Here is an 18731-nt window from a genome sequence, read left to right on the forward strand (position 1 = left end):
CGCACTTCAGTGCGGGCGAGCCTGCTTCCTACACGCGAGCAGGGCCAGGCAGGCCGGGTTCCCACAGGAACCGGGCGAGATTTCAGAACAATCCACAGCCGGCGAGCCGTTGCGTGCCACGGGCTGTTAATAAAACTCTCAAAAGGAGCACGAATGTGACTGCGCTAAACCTTATCCCAGGCCAGCTGACCCTTGCCCAACTGCGTGCCGTTTACCAGAACCCGATCACCCTGAGCCTGGATGACAGCGCCTCGCAACAGATCGAAGCCAGCGTGGCCTGCGTGGAGCAGATCCTGGCCGAGAACCGCACCGCGTACGGCATCAACACCGGTTTCGGCCTGCTGGCCTCGACCCGCATCGCCAGCGAAGACCTGGAAAACCTGCAACGCTCCCTGGTGCTATCCCACGCCGCCGGTGTGGGCGAGCCGATCAGCGACGCCCTGGTGCGCCTGATTATGGTGCTCAAGGTCAACAGCCTGAGCCGTGGTTTCTCCGGCATCCGTCGCTTGGTTATCGATGCGCTGATCGCCCTTATCAATGCCGAGGTTTACCCGCACATCCCGCTCAAAGGTTCGGTGGGCGCTTCCGGCGACCTCGCGCCTTTGGCCCATATGTCCCTGGTGCTGCTGGGCGAAGGCAAGGCCCGCTACAAAGGACAATGGCTGAGCGCGACCGAGGCGCTGAAAGTCGCCGGCCTGACGCCGCTGACCCTGGCCGCCAAAGAAGGCCTGGCGCTGCTCAACGGCACCCAGGTGTCTACCGCTTATGCCTTGCGCGGTTTGTTCGAGGGCGAAGACCTGTTCGCCGGCGCCCTGGCCCTGGGTGGCCTGACCGTTGAGGCGGTGCTGGGTTCGCGCTCGCCGTTCGACGCACGCATCCACGCCGCCCGTGGCCAGAAAGGCCAGATCGACGCCGCTGCCGCGTACCGCGACCTGCTGGGCGAGCGCAGCGAAGTGTCCGATTCGCACCACAACTGCGACAAGGTCCAGGACCCGTACTCCCTGCGTTGCCAGCCGCAAGTCATGGGCGCCTGCCTGACCCAGTTCCGCCAGGCCGCCGAGGTGCTGAGCATCGAAGCCAACGCCGTGTCGGACAACCCGTTGGTGTTCGCCGCCGAAGGCGACGTGATTTCCGGTGGTAACTTCCACGCTGAACCGGTGGCCATGGCCGCTGACAACATGGCTTTGGCCATCGCCGAAATCGGCTCCCTGAGCGAGCGCCGCATCTCGCTGATGATGGACAAGCACATGTCCCAGTTGCCGCCGTTCCTGGTGGCCAACGGTGGGGTGAACTCCGGTTTCATGATCGCCCAAGTGACTGCCGCAGCCCTGGCCAGCGAAAACAAGGCCTTGGCTCACCCGCACTCGGTGGACAGCCTGCCCACTTCCGCCAACCAGGAAGACCACGTCTCCATGGCCCCGGCCGCGGGTAAGCGTTTGTGGGAAATGGCTGAGAACACCCGTGGCGTGCTCGCCGTGGAATGGCTCGCTGCCGTCCAGGGCCTGGACCTGCGCGATGGCCTGAAAACCTCCAGCAAACTGGAGCAAGCGCGCACCCTCCTGCGCAGCAAAGTCCCGTTCTATGAGAAAGACCGCTTCTTCGCCCCGGACATCAACGCCGCGAGCGAACTGCTGGCCTCCCGTTGCCTGAACGAACTGGTCCTGGCCAAGTTGCTGCCGAGCCTCTGACACCCAGGTGTAGCAAGCGGGCTTGCCCGCGCTCGGCAGCGTAGCGGCCGTCAATAGTCGCACAAGCCACTATTTGAAGTGGCTGCTACGCACCCCAGCGCGGGCAAGCCCGCTTGCTACCGGTTCAGTCAGCCCATTGGTTTTCTCTGACAAAAACAATTAAGGACGAGAAATGCAACAGCAAGCATCCGGTTTGAAACGCGGGCTATCGGCCCGCCACATTCGCTTCATGGCACTGGGGTCGGCCATCGGCACCGGGCTGTTCTACGGCTCCGCCTCGGCCATCCAAATGGCTGGCCCAGCGGTATTGCTGGCGTACCTGATCGGTGGCGCGGCGGTGTTCATGGTCATGCGCGCCCTCGGTGAGATGGCAGTGCACAACCCGGTGGCCGGTTCGTTCGGCAAGTACGCCAGCACCTACCTGGGGCCGATGGCGGGCTTCATCCTGGGTTGGACCTACGCTTTCGAGATGATTATTGTCTGCCTCGCCGACGTCACCGCGTTCGGCATTTATATGGGCTTCTGGTTTCCCGAAGTGGCGCGCTGGGTCTGGGTGCTGGGCATCGTGTTCCTGATCGGCGGCCTGAACCTGTGCAACGTCAAGGTCTTCGGCGAGATGGAGTTCTGGCTGTCGCTGCTCAAGGTGGCGGCCATCGTCGCGATGATCCTCGGTGGTTTCGGCATCATGCTGTTTGGCATCAACTCGGCCAACGCCGAACACGCCACCGGGGTGAGCAACCTGTGGGCCCACGGCGGCTTCATGCCTAACGGCATCGGTGGCTTGATTGCATCGTTCGCGGTGGTGATGTTCGCCTTCGGCGGCATCGAGATCATCGGCATCACCGCCGGCGAAGCCAAGGACCCGCAACGGGTGCTGCCCAAGGCGATCAACGCCGTACCGCTGCGTATCCTGCTGTTCTACGTGTTGACCCTGTTCGTGCTGATGGCCATTTACCCGTGGCCGCAAATCGGCAGCCAGGGCAGCCCCTTCGTGCAGATCTTCGATCACCTGGGCATCAGCTCGGCGGCGACCATCCTCAACATCGTGGTGATTTCGGCGGCGGTGTCGGCCATCAACAGCGACATTTTTGGCGCGGGCCGCATGATGTACGGCCTGGCGGAGCAGGGCCATGCGCCCAAGTGCTTCTCCAAGCTGTCGCGCCAGGGTGTGCCGTGGATGACCGTGGTGGTGATGGGCGCAGCGCTGCTGGGCGGCGTGGTGCTCAACTACCTGATCCCGGAAAACGTGTTCCTGGTCATCGCTTCGATCGCCACCTTCGCCACCGTGTGGGTGTGGCTGATGATCCTGCTGACCCAAGTGGCCATGCGCCGCTCCATGAGCCGCGAAGAAGTCGCGCAGCTGCAATTCCCCGTACCGTTCTGGCCCTACGCGCCGGCGGCGGCGATTGTGTTCATGCTGTTCGTCTTCGGCGTGCTGGGCTACTTCCCGGACACCCAGGCTGCCTTGCTGGTAGGCGCGGTGTGGATCGTGCTGCTGGTGATCGCCTATAAGGTGTGGGTCAAACCGGTGACCGGGCAACCGGCCCTGGTCAGCCCCGACCCGGCCCTGTCCCACCGATAAGTTATGGAGGCTGTAATGAAGACTCTTTGGCAGCATTGCCACGTCGCAACCATGGCCCAGGGTACTTACTCGATCATCGAGGATGCCGCCATCGTGACATCCGGCGCGCACATCGAGTGGATCGGCCCGCGTGGCGCGCTGCCGGCGGGGCATTACCCCCATGTCGAAGACCTTGCGGGGGCCTGGGTTACGCCGGGCCTGATCGACTGCCATACCCACGCGGTGTTCGGCGGCAACCGCAGCGGTGAGTTCGAGCAACGCCTGCAAGGCGTGAGCTACGCCGAGATCGCCGCCCAGGGCGGCGGCATCGCCAGCACCGTGCGCGCTACCCGGGCTGCCAGCGAAGACGAACTCTTCGCCAGCGCCCGCAAACGCTTGCACAGCCTGCTGCGCGATGGCGTGACCACGGTGGAAATCAAGTCTGGCTACGGCCTGGACCTGGCCAACGAGCGCAAGATTTTGCGGGTGATCCGCCGCCTCGGCGAGCAGTTGCCAGCCACGGTGCGCAGCACCTGCCTGGCGGCCCACGCCTTGGCGCCCGAATACGCCGGGCGCGCCGACGCCTACATCGAGCATATCTGCGCCGAAATGCTCCCGGCCCTGGCGGCTGAAGGCCTGGTGGATGCGGTGGATGCGTTCTGCGAGTACCTGGCGTTCTCTCCGGCCCAGGTCGAGCGGGTGTTTATCGCCGCGCAAAAACTCGGCTTGCCGGTGAAGCTGCACGCCGAGCAACTGTCGTCGCTGCACGGTTCGAGCCTGGCGGCGCGCTATCAGGCGCTGTCGGCCGATCACTTGGAGTTCATGACCGAAGCCGACGCGGCGGCCATGGCCACGTCCGGCACGGTGGCGGTGTTGCTGCCCGGGGCGTTCTACTTTCTGCGCGAAACCCAGTTGCCGCCCATGGATGCCCTGCGCAAGCACGGCGTGAAAATTGCCATCGCCAGCGACCTCAACCCCGGTACATCGCCGGCGTTGTCGTTGCGCCTGATGCTGAACATGGCCTGCACCTGTTTTCGCATGACCCCGGAAGAGGCCCTGGCCGGCGCTACCCTGCACGCGGCAAAGGCCCTGGGCCTGGAGCACAGCCACGGCTCATTGGAAGTGGGCAAGGTGGCAGATTTCGTGGCCTGGCAAATCGATCGGCCGGCCGACCTGGCGTATTGGCTGGGCGGTGACCTGGAAAAACGCGTCGTGCGCCACGGCGCCGATGTCACGTTGTAGGAGAGGGCAGTGGATAAGGTTCTGAACTTCAAACAAGGCCGGGTGCCGCTGCTAATCAGCATGCCCCACGCCGGCGTGCGCCTGACCCCGGCGGTCGAGGCCGGCCTGGTGCCGGCGGCGCAAAGCCTGCCCGATACCGACTGGCACATTCCGCAACTCTACGAGTTTGCCGCCGAACTGGGCGCCAGCACCCTGGCCGCCGAGTATTCGCGTTTTGTCATCGACCTCAACCGGCCCGACGACGACAAGCCTTTATATGTCGGCGCCACCACCGGGTTGTACCCGGCGACGCTGTTTGACGGCCAGGCGTTGTTCCGCCCGGGGCTGGAGCCCAGCGCCGAGGAGCGTGCCACCTACCTGGCGCAGATCTGGGCGCCGTACCACCGCACCCTGGCGCAGGAACTGGCCCGGCTCAAGGCGCAATTCGGCTACGCGCTGTTGTTCGATGCCCACTCGATCCGCTCGGTGATCGGCCATCTGTTCGACGGTAAGTTGCCGGATTTCAACCTCGGCACCTTCAACGGCGCCAGTTGCGACCCACAGTTGGCGGGCAGGCTGGAGGCCATCTGCGCCGGGCACCCGGCCTATAGCCATGTGCTCAACGGGCGCTTCAAGGGCGGGCACATCACCCGCCACTACGGCAACCCGGCCGAGCATATCCACGCCGTGCAACTGGAGCTGGGCCAGTGCACTTATATGGAAGAGTTCGAGCCGTTCCGCTACCGCCCAGACCTCGCCGCGCCCACCCAAGTGGTGCTCAAGGAACTGCTGCAAGGGCTGCTGGAATGGGGGCAAAGGCGCTACGCCTGAGTGGCGCGGCCATCGTGGGCAGGCTCGCTCTCACCCCCAGTGAGTGGTGCTTGAAACTTAGGTGAAAACCTGTGGGAGTACGCCTGCTTGCGATCGGTTTTTTCAACCAGTACACAGGCGCGCTGACGTGGCACACGCCCGCTGCCACAGGTCAGGGCATGCTCATTACGCGATTCGGGTTTATGATGCCCCACGGCAGATTAATGGAAGTCCCCCCCGGGCGGACCCGACCCCTCACGGAGCGCGCAATGCAGACTTTGTACCCGCAGATCAAACCCTACGCCCGGCACGATCTGGCCGTCGATGACATCCACACCCTGTACGTCGACGAAAGCGGCTCGCCACAAGGTTTGCCGGTGGTGTTCATCCACGGTGGCCCGGGTTCCGGGTGCGACGCGCAAAGCCGCTGCTATTTCGACCCCAACCTGTACCGCATCGTCACCTTCGACCAGCGCGGTTGCGGGCGCTCCACGCCCCACGCGAGCGTGGAAAACAACACCACCTGGGATCTGGTCGCCGACCTTGAGCGCATCCGCGAGCACCTGGGCATTGAAAAATGGGTGCTGTTCGGCGGTTCCTGGGGCTCGACCCTGTCCCTGGCCTACGCCCAGACCCACCCGGACCGTGTACTGGGGCTGATCGTGCGTGGGATTTTCCTGGCTCGCGAGCAGGACATCGAGTGGTTCTACCAGGTGGGCGCAAGCCGTCTGTTCCCCGACTACTGGCAGGATTACATCGCCCCTATCCCGCTGGACGAACGCGACGACCTGCTAGGCGCTTTCCACAAGCGCCTCACCGGCAACGACCAGATCGCCCAGATGCACGCCGCCAAGGCGTGGTCGCTGTGGGAGGGCCGCTGCGCCACGTTGCGCCCCAACCCGCTGGTGGTCGACCGCTTCAGCGAGGCGCAGCGTGCCTTGTCGATTGCCCGCATCGAATGCCACTACTTCACCAACAACACGTTCCTTGAGCCCAACCAACTGATCCGCGACATGCACAAGATCGCCCACTTGCCCGGGGTGATCGTGCACGGGCGCTACGACGTCATCTGCCCGCTGGACAATGCCTGGGAACTGCACCAGAACTGGCCCAATAGCGAGTTGCAGATTATTCGCGATGCCGGCCACGCCGCCTCCGAGCCGGGTATCACCGATGCCCTGGTACGGGCGGCCGACCAAATGGCCCGGCGCCTGCTCGACCTGGCGCCCGAGGAAGCATGAAGGGCCTGTTGCAGCGCGTACGCGGTGCGCGGGTGGACGTGGCGGGGGAGGTGGTCGGCGCCATCGACCAAGGGCTGTTGGTATTGGTGGCCATCGAGCCCCAGGACACCCGCGCCAGCGCCGACAAACTGCTGCACAAGTTGCTCAATTACCGGGTGTTCAGCGATGCCGACGGCAAGATGAACTTGTCCCTGGCCCAGGTGGAGGGCGGCTTGTTGTTGGTGTCGCAGTTCACCCTGGCCGCCGACACCCACAGCGGCCTGCGCCCGAGCTTCTCCACCGCCGCGCCGCCGGCACTGGGTGAAGAACTCTTTGGTTATTTATTGAGCAAAGCGCAGCAGGTGCATGGCAATGTGGCATCAGGTAGATTTGGTGCCGATATGCAGGTGCATTTGGTCAATGACGGCCCTGTGACCTTTCTCCTACAGGCCTGAAAGCGCTTGAAACATGTTTTTACGGCTGTTTCGGCCCGAAAGCGGGGGGTTTACCCATAAATACTTTGTTACCCCTGATGCGTTGTCACGCGGCCTACTAGATAATCGCGCGCTACGGGGATCAGCGTTCGTTGGTCCATTTTGATTTAGGTAGAGACTTGTCCGGAACCGCGTGGGGAATCATTTGCCCCCCGCGGAGTCCGAACAATGCTCGCCAACTTGGCAAAAGTGGCATGCGGGGTCGGATTTTTCATACAGCCGACCGCGACGGCACTTTATCTGGCCGTTGGTTTTTTGATCTGTTTTCGGCGAGGGTTGCTCGTGATTGTTAGTCCCTGTAATGCACCAAAGTTGTCTGCCAAACGGTTTCGTAACGCACTGGCGGCGGGTTCTGCCCTGCTTTGCCTGCTCAGCGCCGGTCAAATATGGGCATTCAACCTGGATGATGTAGCGGCCAAGGCCAAAGAGTTGGCGGCACAAAAGTACGAAGCCCCGCGCAGCAATCTGCCGAACGAATTTCGTGAAATGAAGTTCGCGGACTATCAGAAAATTCGCTTCCGTACCGAAAAAGCCGAATGGGCCGATCAGAAAACCCCGTTCAAGCTGTCCTTCTATCACCAGGGCATGCACTTCGATACGCCGGTGAAAATCAACGAAGTGACGGCCAATACCGTCGAACCGATCAAATATGATCCGACTCGCTTCGACTTCGGCGACGTCAAGTTCGACCCCAAAGCCACCGAACAACTGGGTTACGCGGGTTTCCGCGTGCTGTACCCGATCAACAAGGCGGACAAGCAAGACGAGATCATGACCATGCTGGGCGCGAGCTACTTCCGCGTCGTGGGCAAGGATCAGATCTACGGCCTCTCGGCCCGTGGCCTGGCCATCGATACCGCGTTGCCGTCCGGTGAAGAATTCCCCCGTTTCACCGAGTTCTGGATCGAACGCCCGAAAACCGGCGACAAGCACCTGGTGATTTTCGCCCTGCTGGATTCGCCGCGTGCCACGGGTGCCTATCGCCTGATCCTGCGTCCGGGCAGCGATACCATCGTTGACGTCAAATCGCGCATGTACCTGCGTGACAAAGTCAGCAAACTGGGCATCGCCCCGCTGACCAGCATGTACCTGTTCGGCGCCAATCAGCCGTCGAAAGTACTCAACTATCGCCGCGAACTGCATGACTCCAGCGGTCTGTCGATCCATGCCGGCAACGGCGAGTGGATCTGGCGCCCACTGAACAACCCTAAACACCTGTCGGTGAGCAACTTCTCCGTGGAAAACCCGCGCGGTTTCGGCCTGTTGCAACGCGGTCGCCACTTCAGCCACTACGAAGACCTCGACGACAACTACGAAAAACGCCCAAGTGCCTGGATCGAGCCGGAAGGTGACTGGGGCAAAGGCACCGTGGACTTGGTGGAAATCCCTACCGCCGACGAGACCAACGACAACATCGTTGCGTTCTGGAGCCCGGAAAAAATGCCCGAGCCAGGCCAGCCGCTGGATGTCAGCTACCGCCTGCACTGGACCATGGACGAAGCCGCCCTGCATTCGGATGACAGCGCCTGGGTCATGCAGACCCTGCGTTCCACCGGTGACGTGAAGCAGTCCAACCTGATCCGCCAACCCGACGGCAGCGTGGCCTACCTGGTGGACTTCCAGGGCCCGTCCTTGGCCAAGTTGCTGCCGGACGCCACCGTGCGTAGCCAGGTCAGCGTCGGCGACAACGCCGAAGTCGTCGAAAACAGCGTGCGCTACAACCCTTACACCAAGGGCTGGCGCCTGACCCTGCGCCTGAAGATCAAGGACGCGGGCAAGGCTACTGAAATGCGTGCCGCCCTGGTGCGTGACATGGTGGTCGCCGAGCCGGTGCAAGACACCGCGCACGTCATCAAGGCTGACAAGGTCGCGGCCAAGCAAAGCGAAAAAACCGCGAAGAAGGACCCGCAGCCGGAAACGGCACCTGCGGCCACCGCCACCCCGGAGCCGGTCAAGACTGAACAAGTGCTGACCGAGACCTGGAGCTACCAGTTGCCAGCCGATGAGTAACCCTCAAGCCCGGCCAGAGACTCTGTTCGAGTACCTGGCGCACCTACCGCTGAGTGACGAGCAACGCGCCGAATTGGCGGGTTGCCGGTCGTTCAGCGAGCTGCACGAACGTCTCTCGTCCGCGTCTTTCGACGCCCCCGCCGAGGCCGCCCAGGCTTCGGTGGGCAGCCGTTTGCTGCTCAACAGCGCCGAAGAGCTGGAAGAGGCCGAGATGCTGGCCCTCGATTCGGCAGGCCGGGTGTGCCTCAAGGCCACGCCGCCGATCCGCCGCACCAAAGTGGTGCCGGAGCCGTGGCGCACCAATATCCTCGTGCGTGGCTGGCGGCGCCTGACCGGGCGCAGCAACCCGCCGTTGCCGCCCAAGGACGAGCGCGTCCTGCCGGCGGCGCGCTGGCGCACTGTCGGTTCGATCCGTCGCTACATTTTGTTGGTGTTGATGCTGGGCCAGACCATCGTCGCGGGCTGGTATATGAAAGGCATCATGCCTTACCAGGGCTGGTCCTTCGTTGACCTTGAAGAAGTCCTGCACCAACCGCTGATGCAAACCGCCACCCAAGTGCTGCCCTATGCCTTGCAAACCAGCATCCTGATTCTGTTCGGGATTCTGTTCTGCTGGGTGTCGGCCGGTTTCTGGACGGCGCTGATGGGCTTCCTCGAGTTGCTCACCGGCCACGACAAATACCGCATCTCCGGGGCCAGCGCCGGCAACGAGGCGATCCCGGCCAATGCGCGCACTGCGTTGGTGATGCCGATCTGCAATGAAGACGTGCCCCGGGTATTCGCTGGCCTGCGCGCCACCTTCGAGTCGGTGGCCGCCACGGGCGATCTGGACCGCTTCGACTTCTTCGTGCTCAGCGACAGTAACGACAGCGACATCTGTGTGGCCGAGCAACAGGCCTGGCTGGACGTCTGCCGCGAAGCCAAGGGCTTTGGCAAGATTTTCTACCGTCGCCGTCGCCGTCGGGTTAAGCGCAAAAGCGGTAACCTCGACGACTTCTGCCGTCGCTGGGGCGGCGACTACAAGTACATGGTGGTGCTCGACGCCGACAGCGTGATGAGCGGCGAATGCTTGACCAGCCTGGTGCGCCTGATGGAAGCCACGCCGGACGCTGGGATCATCCAGACCGCGCCCCGTGCCTCTGGCATGGACACTCTCTATGCGCGCATGCAGCAGTTCGCCACCCGCGTATATGGCCCGTTGTTCACCGCCGGCCTGCACTTCTGGCAGTTGGGCGAATCCCACTACTGGGGCCACAACGCCATTATCCGGATGAAGCCGTTCATCGAGCATTGCGCCCTGGCGCCATTGCCGGGCAAAGGCGCGTTCGCCGGGGCGATCCTGTCCCACGACTTCGTTGAAGCCGCGCTGATGCGCCGTGCCGGTTGGGGCGTGTGGATCGCCTACGACTTGCCCGGCAGCTACGAAGAACTGCCGCCGAACCTGTTGGACGAACTCAAGCGTGACCGTCGCTGGTGCCACGGTAACCTGATGAACTTCCGCCTGTTTTTGGTCAAGGGCATGCACCCGGTGCACCGCGCGGTGTTCCTGACGGGGGTGATGTCTTACCTGTCGGCGCCGTTGTGGTTCTTCTTCCTCGTGCTGTCCACCGCGCTGCTGGCGGTCAACACGCTGATGGAGCCGCAGTATTTCCTGGAGCCGCGCCAGCTCTATCCGCTGTGGCCGCAATGGCACCCGGACAAAGCCATCGCGCTGTTCTCCACCACCATCGTGCTGCTGTTCCTGCCCAAGTTGCTGAGCATCATCCTGATCTGGGCCAAGGGTGCGAAAGAGTTCGGCGGCAAGTTCAAGGTGACCCTGTCGATGCTGCTGGAGATGCTGTTCTCCATGCTGCTGGCGCCGGTGCGCATGATCTTCCACACCCGTTTCGTGCTGGCCGCGTTCCTGGGCTGGGCCGCAACCTGGAACTCGCCGCAGCGTGACGACGATTCCACGCCGTGGAGCGAAGCGGTCAAGCGCCACGGCCCGCAAACCCTGCTCGGGTTCTTCTGGGCGCTGTTGGTGATCTGGCTCAACCCAAGCTTCCTCTGGTGGCTGGTGCCGATCGTCGGTTCGCTGATGCTGTCGATCCCGGTATCGGTGATTTCCAGCCGTGTGGGCCTGGGCCTCAAGTCCCGCGACGAAAGCCTGTTCCTTATTCCCGAGGAATACGCCCCGCCCCAGGCCTTGCTCGCCACCGACCAGTACACCCATGAAAACCGCTGGCACGCCCTCAAGGACGGTTTCATCCGTGCCGTGGTCGACCCGCAGCAGAACGCCCTGGCTTGTGCCCTGGCCACGTCCCGTCACGGGCAGGCCGAGCCGATAGAGGTGCTGCGCACCGAACGGGTGAGCCATGCCCTGAAAGTCGGCCCGCAAGGGCTGGCCAACAACGAACGCCTGGCGCTGCTCAGCGACCCGGTCGCCCTGGCCCGTTTGCATGAGCAGGTCTGGAGCGAAGGGCACGAAGCCTGGCTCAGTGCCTGGCGGCAGTCGATCAAGGCTGACCCCCATGCGCCGTTGCTGCCGCTCAAACCGGCCATCACCCAGGCGTTGCCCGCCTGACCTGAACCCCGCGACCTGAACCTCGCGGGGTTTTTGTTTGTGGGGCGACGGGTTTCACGGCTCTATGTTGGGATATGTCCTACGGCTATTTGTGCTTCAAGCAACAACAATTGCCGCCCAGACCTTTGTGCCGTCGGGGGAGTGGGTTAGCATCGCTCCCCGTATGGGTGTCACAAAACTATGTATCTGCCGGTTTCCCACAAGGAAACCCAAGGCGCACTCGCCTCAAACAATAAAATGGCTTAGGGGACTTGATGATGAAGAAGTATCTTTCGATGCTGCTGCTCGGCGTCACGGCACTGGTTTCGGTCAACGCGGCGCAGGCTGGCGCCATCGACGACGCGGTCAAGCGCGGCACGCTGAAGGTGGGCATGGACCCGACCTACATGCCGTTCCAGATGACCAACAAACGCGGCGAGATCATCGGCTTTGAAGTGGACCTGCTCAAGGCCATGACCAAGGCCATGGGCGTCAAGCTGGAAACCGTTTCCACCGGCTACGACGGCATCATCCCGGCCCTGCTGACCGACAAGTTCGACATGATCGGCAGCGGCATGACCCTGACCCAGGAACGCAACCTGCGCCTGAACTTCAGCGAACCCTTCATCGTGGTCGGCCAGACGTTGCTGATCCGCAAGGAACTGGAAGGCACCATCAAGTCCTACAAAGACCTGAACAGCGCTGACTACCGCATCACCTCCAAGCTTGGTACCACTGGCGAAATGGTCGCCAAGAAGCTGATCTCCAAAGCCAAATACCACGGCTACGACAACGAGCAGGAAGCCGTGCTCGACGTGGTCAACGGCAAGGCTGATGCCTTCATCTACGACGCGCCGTACAACGTGGTCGCGGTGAACAAGGTCGGCAACGGCAAACTGGTGTTCCTCGACAAGCCGTTCACCTTCGAGCCCCTGGCGTTCGGCCTGAAGAAAGGTGACTACGACAGCCTGAACTTCATCAACAACTTCCTGCACCAGATCCGTGAAGACGGCACTTACGATCGCATCCATGACAAGTGGTTCAAAGACACCGCTTGGCTAAAAGACATGGAGTGAGGCTATGCAGGGCGGTGGGGTGTCAACGGCAACCCGCTGCCCTTGTCGCGAGCAGGCTCGCTCCCACAATTGACCTACTTGGTCCGGTGTGGGAGCGAGCCTGCTCGCGATAGAGGCCTCCCAGGCGACATACATTTCGGATCCTGCAATGAAACAAAAAAAAGCCCAATGGCCCTGGCACGTTTTGACCGTGCTGGTGCTGATCGGCCTGGCTGGCGCGTTGTATTACGCCACCTCGCTGATGTCATACGAATGGCGATGGAACCGCGTTCCCCAGTATTTCGCCTACCACGCTGAAGAATCCCAACGAGCGGCAGAGATTTCCACCGTCAGCGAAGTGGTGCGCAACGGCGGCAAGGCGCAAGTGACCCTGCGCAACGACGCGGGGGCCGAGCAGCACGTGACGGTCGACGACAACAGCCTGCAAGTGGCCCGCGGCGATGACGTGGCCGAAGGCGACGTGATCGGCGTAACCCGGCACTGGGCGGCCGGCCCGCTGCTGTGGGGCTTGTGGACCACGCTCTGGCTGTCGGTGGTGTCCGGCGTGCTGGGCCTGGTGATCGGCCTGGCCACGGGCCTGTGCCGGTTGTCGAAAAACCCGACCCTGCGCGACCTGTCCATCGTCTACATCGAGTTGGTGCGCGGCACGCCGCTGCTGGTGCAGATCTTCATCTTCTACTTCTTCATCGGCACGGTGCTCAACCTGTCCCGGGAGATTGCGGGCATCGCTGCGCTGTCGCTGTTTACCGGCGCCTATGTGGCGGAAATCATCCGCGCCGGGGTGCAGTCCATCACCCGTGGCCAGGACGAGGCGGCCCGTTCTCTGGGCCTGAGTGCTGGCCAGTCGATGCGCCATGTGGTGCTGCCGCAAGCCTTCAAGCGAGTGCTGCCACCGCTGGCCGGGCAGTTCATCAGCCTGGTCAAGGACACCTCGCTGGTGTCGGTCATCGCCATCACCGAACTGCTCAAGAGCGGGCGCGAGGTCATCACCACGTCCTTCTCGCCGTTCGAGATCCTGTTCTGCGTGGCGGGCCTGTACCTGTTGATTAACCTGCCGCTGTCGAAAATCGCCAGCCGGCTTGAGCGGAGGCTCGCGCAAAGTGATTGAAGTCCGCGATCTGGTAAAAGTCTTCGACACCCGCGGCCAAGTCGTGCGCGCCGTAGACCACGTCACCACCCAAGTGGCGAAGGGCGAAGTGCTGGTGGTGATCGGCCCGTCGGGTTCGGGCAAGTCCACCTTCCTGCGCTGCCTCAATGGCCTGGAAGAGTTCGACGCCGGCTCGGTCAGCATCGATGGCCTGCAACTGGCCGACCCCAAGACCGACGTCAACGCCTACCGCCGCGAAGTCGGCATGGTGTTCCAGCATTTCAACCTGTTCCCCCACATGACCGTGCTGGAAAACCTGTGCCTGGCACAGAAAGTCGTGCGCAAGCGCGGCAAGGCCGAGCGTGAGGCCAAGGCGCGGGCGCTGCTGGAGAAGGTCGGTATCGGGCAAAAGGCCAACGAGTTTCCCTCGCGCCTGTCCGGCGGCCAGCAGCAGCGGGTGGCCATCGCCCGGGCGTTGGCCATGGACCCTAAGGTCATGCTGTTCGACGAACCCACCTCGGCGCTCGACCCGGAAATGGTCGGCGAAGTACTTGATGTGATGAAAACTCTGGCCCTGGAAGGCATGACCATGGTCTGCGTCACCCACGAAATGGGCTTTGCCCGGGAAGTGGCAGACCGGGTGCTGTTTTTCGACCACGGCAAGTTGCTCGAAGATGCCCCTCCGGCGGAGTTCTTCGCCGCCCCGAAAGACCCTCGCGCCCAAGCGTTTTTGCGTCAGGTCCTGTAAAGGCGGGCCGGGGCCTTTGGCCCCGGTTCGGCTTCATACCTTGAACTTCTCCACCAATCGCTGCAAATGCGTACCCAAACGCGCCAGTTCGATACTGGACGCTGCGGTCTCTTCGCTGGCCGCCGAAGTTTGCTCGCACACTTCGCGCACATTCATCACATTACGGTTGATCTCTTCGGCCACGCTGCTTTGTTCTTCGGCGGCGGCGGCGATCTGTGGGTTCATTTCCTGGATGCTGGCCACGGTGCGGGTAATGTGGTTCAGCGCTTCCCCTGCACGGCGGGCCAGTTCGACACTGCTGTGGGTCAGGCTCTGGCTGTTGGCCATGATGCTGGCGACCTGTTGGGTGCCGTTTTGCAGGCTTAGGATCAGTTGTTCGATTTCTTCGGCCGATTGCTGGGTGCGCTGCGCGAGGCTGCGCACTTCGTCGGCGACCACCGCGAAACCGCGCCCGGCCTCCCCCGCGCGGGCTGCCTCGATGGCTGCATTGAGGGCCAGCAGGTTGGTTTGCTGCGAGACCGACTTGATGACGTCCAGCACGCTGCCGATGCGGCCGCTTTCCTGCTGTAACTGCTCCATGGCCTGCCCGGAATGGCTGACCTCGCTGGCCAGGTGCTCGATCTGGGCGATGGCTTCGCCGACCACGCGATCGCCCTGGCCAGCATGCTGGTCGGCTTCCACAGCGGCCCGGGAGGCTTGCTCGGCATGTAGAGCCACCTCGCGAGCCGTGGCGACCATCTGAGTCATGGCCGTGGCCACTAATTCGGTTTCTTCCTTCTGGCTGTTGACCCCCGCACTGGTTTGTTCGGTGACCGCCGACAGTTGCTCGGCGGCGCTGGCAATCTGGATCGCGCCTTCGCCGATATCGCCAATCAGGCTGCGCAGGTTCAGCGTCATGTTGTGCATGCTGCGCTGCAGGCGCCCCAATTCGTCGCGGCGCCGGGTGTCGAGGTCCTGGCGCAGATCGCCCTGGGCGATGCGGTTGGCCGCTTGCAGGGTTTGGTGCAGGGCCACGGTGATCCGCGCGGAGATCAGCCACGCGGCGAACATGCCGATCAGGATCGCGACGGCGGTGACCGCGGCCAGCAAGGTGTTGGCGTAATCAGCCTGGTTAGCGGCCTTGCGCAATTGATCCCGGCTCAGATCGCCACTCTCGCTGAGCAGGGCGTCGAGTTGCTGGGCCATTTTTTCATGGGTCGTTTCAGTGCCCAGTTGCGCATCCTTCATGAGGCTGATCTGGGTGCGGTAATCGAGCAGCGCAGCTTTGAGGGGGGCCATGTGGGCGGGCAACGCCTGCAACTGCGCTTCGGCGCGTTCCACGGCAGCGAGGCCGTTGATAACGGTATCGGCGTAGCTTTGCAGGGACGTGGCGATCCAGGCTGGGCTCAGCACATGGTCTTCGACTTGGGCCATAGCCTGGCGCAGTTGCTCTACGGGTTTGAGGGCTTGCTGGTCGTCCTGGTTGGGCAGGTCGCTGGCGAACCGGGCGACGGCTTCGCTGGTGCGCTTGGCGCTAAGTTTGAGTTGGTTGCGGGCTGTTTCGCGTTGCTCGATGGCCGGCGCCAGTTCCCCCAGGCGATTCCTGAAGTTGCCGACATACCCGGCGCTGACTTGGATTTGCCTGAGGTTGACCGGGTCTTTGAGGCGCAGCGCGATACTGTCCAGTTGCTGGTCGATCTTCGCTAGATGACGGCTGATGGCCTCCAGGTTCTTGGGGGAACTGGAGTCCTGGTAAATGATGTGGGCGTTGCGCAGGTCTTTGCTGCTCAGGCCTAACTGGGCCAGCTCGGTCAGGGTCTGCGAACGAAAGAGCACCGTGCCCAGGGCGCTCCAACCCGTGAGGGCGATGGCCAGGGTCAGGAGCAGGATCAGGCCGAAGCCCAGGGCAAGTTTGAGGGGGACATTGATGTTGTCCACGGCGCGGGTCAGCCAACGAAACATGATGAACCTCCGACGATTCAAGAAGGGCATGGCGCTGCGGCTGACGGGTGTCAGGAGAGGAGCGCATGTCCTTGTTGATCGGCGTCAGCCCTGTAAGCCTCGACCTGAAAATTGCGTAAGAAATTTCAGAAAAGAGCCCTCCGGACAGAGGGCTTTGGGGGAGGTTTTTTGTGGGTGGCAACGGTCTTACCCCTACCACTCAGGGCCGCCATCGCGAGCAGGAAAATGAAAATCCCACCCACACCACAGTTCACCTGTGGGAGCGGGCCTGCCCGCGATGACGGCAGCCCATGCAGAGCCAACCCTGGCTGATGTACCTACGGGGTATCAGACCTTAAACCGCCCCACCAGGCTTTGCAGGTGTACGCCCAGGCGCGCCAGTTCGGCGCTGGAGGCGGCGGTTTCTTCGCTGGCGGCCGAGGTTTGTTCGGACACGTCGCGCACGTTGAGCACGCTGCGGTTGATCTCTTCGGCCACGGCGCTTTGCTGCTCGGCAGCGGCGGCGATCTGCTGGTTCATCGCCTGGATCGCCGAGACGGTGCGCGTGATGTTGTCCAGCGAGCCCCCGGCGCGGCGGGTCAGTTCCACGCTGCTGTCGGTGAGGGTGCGGCTGTTGTCCATGATGGTCGCCACCTGCTGGGTGCCGCTTTGCAGGCCGACGATCAGCTCTTCGATTTCCTCGGTGGATTTTTGCGTGCGCTGGGCCAGGCTGCGCACTTCATCGGCGACCACCGCAAAACCACGGCCCGCCTCGCCGGCGCGCGCCGCTTCGATGGCCGCGTTGAGGGCCAGCAGGTTGGTCTGTTGCGCCACCGATTTGATGACGTCCAGCACGCTGCCGATCTTGTCACTCTCGCGTTGCAGATGGCTCATGGCCTCGGTGGAGTTGCCCACCTCGGTGGCCAGGCGTTCGATCTGGGCGATGGCCTCGCCAACGACCTTGTCGCCTTCGCGGGCCTGCTGGTCGGCGGCCACGGCGGCTTCGGAGGCTTCCTCGGCGTTGCGCGCCACTTCCTGCACGGTGGCGGCCATTTCGTGCATGGCGGTGGCCACTTGGTCGGTTTCGACTTTCTGGCTGTTGACCCCGGCGCTGGTCTGCTCGGTCACGGCCGACAGTTCTTCGGCGGCGCTGGCGATTTGCGTCACGCCGTCGCTGATGCCGCCAATCAACTCACGCAGGCTCACGGTCATGCGCTGCATGGCCTGTTGCAGTTGGCCGAGTTCGTCGCGGCGCTGCACATCCAGGTCGTGGCTGAGATCGCCAGAGGCCACGCGCTCGACCACTTTGAGGGTCTGCTGCAGGGGCGTGACGATCTGCCGGGTGATGCTCCACGCGGCGAACAGGCCGAAGGCCAGCGCCAGCACGGTGGCCAGCATCAGGGTGCTTTTCGCGCTGGCCGCTTCGCTGTCGCGCTTGGCGGTTTGCGAGACGGTCAGTTGGTTGCTCAGGTCCATCAGGCGCGTGCCCTGGTCGGCCATGTGCTTGAGGGCTGCGACGTTGGCTTCCTGGGCCTGGGCGAACTGGGTGACGGCCACCCGGTAGCCCTTGAGTGCCTCGCTGGCCTGTTGCAGGTGGGCGATGTGCTGCTCGGGCAGCGCGGCGGGCAGGCCGGTGAGGTAGGCCAGGGCGTTGTCGACGGCCTCGAGTGCCGGTTGCAGGGCCTCGGCCTTGGTGCTGAAGGTGTAGCCGCGCACTTGGAAGCGCGCTTGCTGGATCAGCTTGCTCAACTCGATGACGCTGTTGAACTGCGCCACGCTTTCGCCTTGCAGCAGGGATTTTTCCACCTGCGCCACGCTGGCCATCGCCGCATTAGCGGTGGCGATGAGCTGGGCGCGGTTGGCTTCCCGGTTCTGGTTGGCCTCGGCCAAATTGACGAAACCGCGCTTGTACTCGGCCACGGCGGCCTGTTGCTGGCCGATCAGCGTGACGTCTTCGGGGTGGGTGATGTAGGTGCGGGCCTGTTGCAGGCTGGCATCGAGTTTATTCAACAGGTCGCTGACCGCCTCGGTGCCTTGTTCGCCGTGGTGCAGTTCGTAGGTCAGGCGCGCGGCACGCAGGTCTTTGGTCAGTTCATTGAGGCTGGAAATAAAGCCCAGTTTGTCGCCGCGTTCGATCACATGGCCCAGGCCGGTCCAACCGGTCAGGGTAATCAGCAGGGTGAGGAGCAGCACCAGGCCGAAGCCGATGCTGAGTTTCAGATTGACACTCACATTTCCCAAGCTATGGGCTAACCACCGGTACATGCTGTAACTCCCTGAAAAGACAACTGGTTCTATAAGGGATTTATCGGCCGTCGCTGTGGGTTCTGTAGGATTTGGATGTAAGACCTTTG

Annotated in this window: 13 protein-coding genes; 11 read left to right on the forward strand and 2 right to left on the reverse strand. The window is 62.9% G+C overall.

The window, feature by feature from the left end; genetic code table 11:
* The first annotated feature begins 155 nt into the window (after positions 1-155).
* From hutH to CKW13_RS12230, 11 genes are all read left to right on the forward strand, one after another.
* Complete coding sequence (gene hutH, locus CKW13_RS12180) at positions 156-1688, forward strand: histidine ammonia-lyase (protein ID WP_095108862.1); 1533 nt, start codon at positions 156-158, stop codon at positions 1686-1688.
* Between the two features lie 172 nt (positions 1689-1860).
* Positions 1861-3270, forward strand: coding sequence for an amino acid permease (locus tag CKW13_RS12185; protein WP_095108863.1), 1410 nt, complete (start codon positions 1861-1863; stop codon positions 3268-3270).
* Positions 3271-3285: 15 nt separating this feature from the next.
* Positions 3286-4491 carry an imidazolonepropionase gene (gene hutI / locus CKW13_RS12190; RefSeq protein WP_095108864.1) on the forward strand — a complete coding sequence of 402 codons (1206 nt, stop codon included), beginning with the start codon at positions 3286-3288 and terminating at the stop codon, positions 4489-4491.
* Positions 4492-4500: 9 nt separating this feature from the next.
* Positions 4501-5301 (forward strand): N-formylglutamate deformylase, encoded by an 801-nt coding sequence (gene hutG, locus CKW13_RS12195; RefSeq protein ID WP_095108865.1) that lies wholly within the window; start codon positions 4501-4503, stop codon positions 5299-5301.
* A 248-nt stretch (positions 5302-5549) separates the two neighbouring features.
* Positions 5550-6521, forward strand: coding sequence for a prolyl aminopeptidase (gene pip, locus CKW13_RS12200; RefSeq protein ID WP_095108866.1), 972 nt, complete (start codon positions 5550-5552; stop codon positions 6519-6521).
* Positions 6518-6955 (forward strand): D-aminoacyl-tRNA deacylase, encoded by a 438-nt coding sequence (gene dtd, locus CKW13_RS12205; RefSeq protein ID WP_095108867.1) that lies wholly within the window; start codon positions 6518-6520, stop codon positions 6953-6955. The genes pip and dtd overlap by 4 nt, the downstream gene beginning before the upstream one ends.
* Before the next feature lie 321 nt (positions 6956-7276).
* The gene (locus CKW13_RS12210; RefSeq protein ID WP_218192053.1) at positions 7277-9004 is read left to right on the forward strand and encodes a glucan biosynthesis protein G; all 1728 of its coding nucleotides are present in this window, start codon (positions 7277-7279) and stop codon (positions 9002-9004) included.
* Complete coding sequence (gene mdoH, locus CKW13_RS12215) at positions 8997-11567, forward strand: glucans biosynthesis glucosyltransferase MdoH (RefSeq protein WP_095108869.1); 2571 nt, start codon at positions 8997-8999, stop codon at positions 11565-11567. Before CKW13_RS12210 ends, mdoH begins: the two co-directional genes overlap by 8 nt.
* Positions 11568-11824: 257 nt before the next feature.
* Complete coding sequence (locus CKW13_RS12220; RefSeq protein WP_095109003.1) at positions 11825-12622, forward strand: transporter substrate-binding domain-containing protein; 798 nt, start codon at positions 11825-11827, stop codon at positions 12620-12622.
* Positions 12623-12770: 148 nt separating this feature from the next.
* Complete coding sequence (locus CKW13_RS12225; RefSeq protein WP_095108870.1) at positions 12771-13730, forward strand: amino acid ABC transporter permease; 960 nt, start codon at positions 12771-12773, stop codon at positions 13728-13730.
* The gene (locus tag CKW13_RS12230) at positions 13723-14457 is read left to right on the forward strand and encodes an amino acid ABC transporter ATP-binding protein (RefSeq protein ID WP_095108871.1); all 735 of its coding nucleotides are present in this window, start codon (positions 13723-13725) and stop codon (positions 14455-14457) included. Before CKW13_RS12225 ends, CKW13_RS12230 begins: the two co-directional genes overlap by 8 nt.
* 33 nt (positions 14458-14490) lie before the next feature.
* Here CKW13_RS12230 and CKW13_RS12235 read toward each other — a convergent pair whose 3' ends face one another.
* Together CKW13_RS12235 and CKW13_RS12240 are read right to left on the reverse strand one after the other, a co-directional pair.
* Positions 14491-16398: a methyl-accepting chemotaxis protein gene (locus tag CKW13_RS12235; protein WP_095108872.1), complete on the reverse strand. Its 1908-nt coding sequence runs from the start codon at positions 16396-16398 to the stop codon at positions 14491-14493.
* A 327-nt stretch (positions 16399-16725) separates the two neighbouring features.
* Positions 16726-18642, reverse strand: coding sequence for a methyl-accepting chemotaxis protein (locus tag CKW13_RS12240; RefSeq protein ID WP_095108873.1), 1917 nt, complete (start codon positions 18640-18642; stop codon positions 16726-16728).
* Between the last annotated feature and the right edge of the window lie 89 nt (positions 18643-18731).

Source organism: Pseudomonas sp. Irchel 3E20 (assembly GCF_900187645.1).
Lineage (GTDB): Bacteria > Pseudomonadota > Gammaproteobacteria > Pseudomonadales > Pseudomonadaceae > Aquipseudomonas.

Excerpts from the sequence above, each read along its gene's own strand:
- CKW13_RS12185 (WP_095108863.1), top strand. The coding sequence starts at position 1,861 with ATGCAACAGCAAGCATCCGGTTTGAAACGCGGGCTATCGGCCCGCCAC.
- hutI (WP_095108864.1), top strand. The coding sequence starts at position 3,286 with ATGAAGACTCTTTGGCAGCATTGCCACGTCGCAACCATGGCCCAGGGT.
- pip (WP_095108866.1), top strand. The coding sequence starts at position 5,550 with ATGCAGACTTTGTACCCGCAGATCAAACCCTACGCCCGGCACGATCTG.
- dtd (WP_095108867.1), top strand. The coding sequence starts at position 6,518 with ATGAAGGGCCTGTTGCAGCGCGTACGCGGTGCGCGGGTGGACGTGGCG.
- mdoH (WP_095108869.1), top strand. The coding sequence starts at position 8,997 with ATGAGTAACCCTCAAGCCCGGCCAGAGACTCTGTTCGAGTACCTGGCG.
- CKW13_RS12220 (WP_095109003.1), top strand. The coding sequence starts at position 11,825 with ATGAAGAAGTATCTTTCGATGCTGCTGCTCGGCGTCACGGCACTGGTT.
- CKW13_RS12225 (WP_095108870.1), top strand. The coding sequence starts at position 12,771 with ATGAAACAAAAAAAAGCCCAATGGCCCTGGCACGTTTTGACCGTGCTG.
- CKW13_RS12235 (WP_095108872.1), bottom strand. The coding sequence starts at position 16,398 with ATGTTTCGTTGGCTGACCCGCGCCGTGGACAACATCAATGTCCCCCTC.
- CKW13_RS12240 (WP_095108873.1), bottom strand. The coding sequence starts at position 18,642 with ATGTACCGGTGGTTAGCCCATAGCTTGGGAAATGTGAGTGTCAATCTG.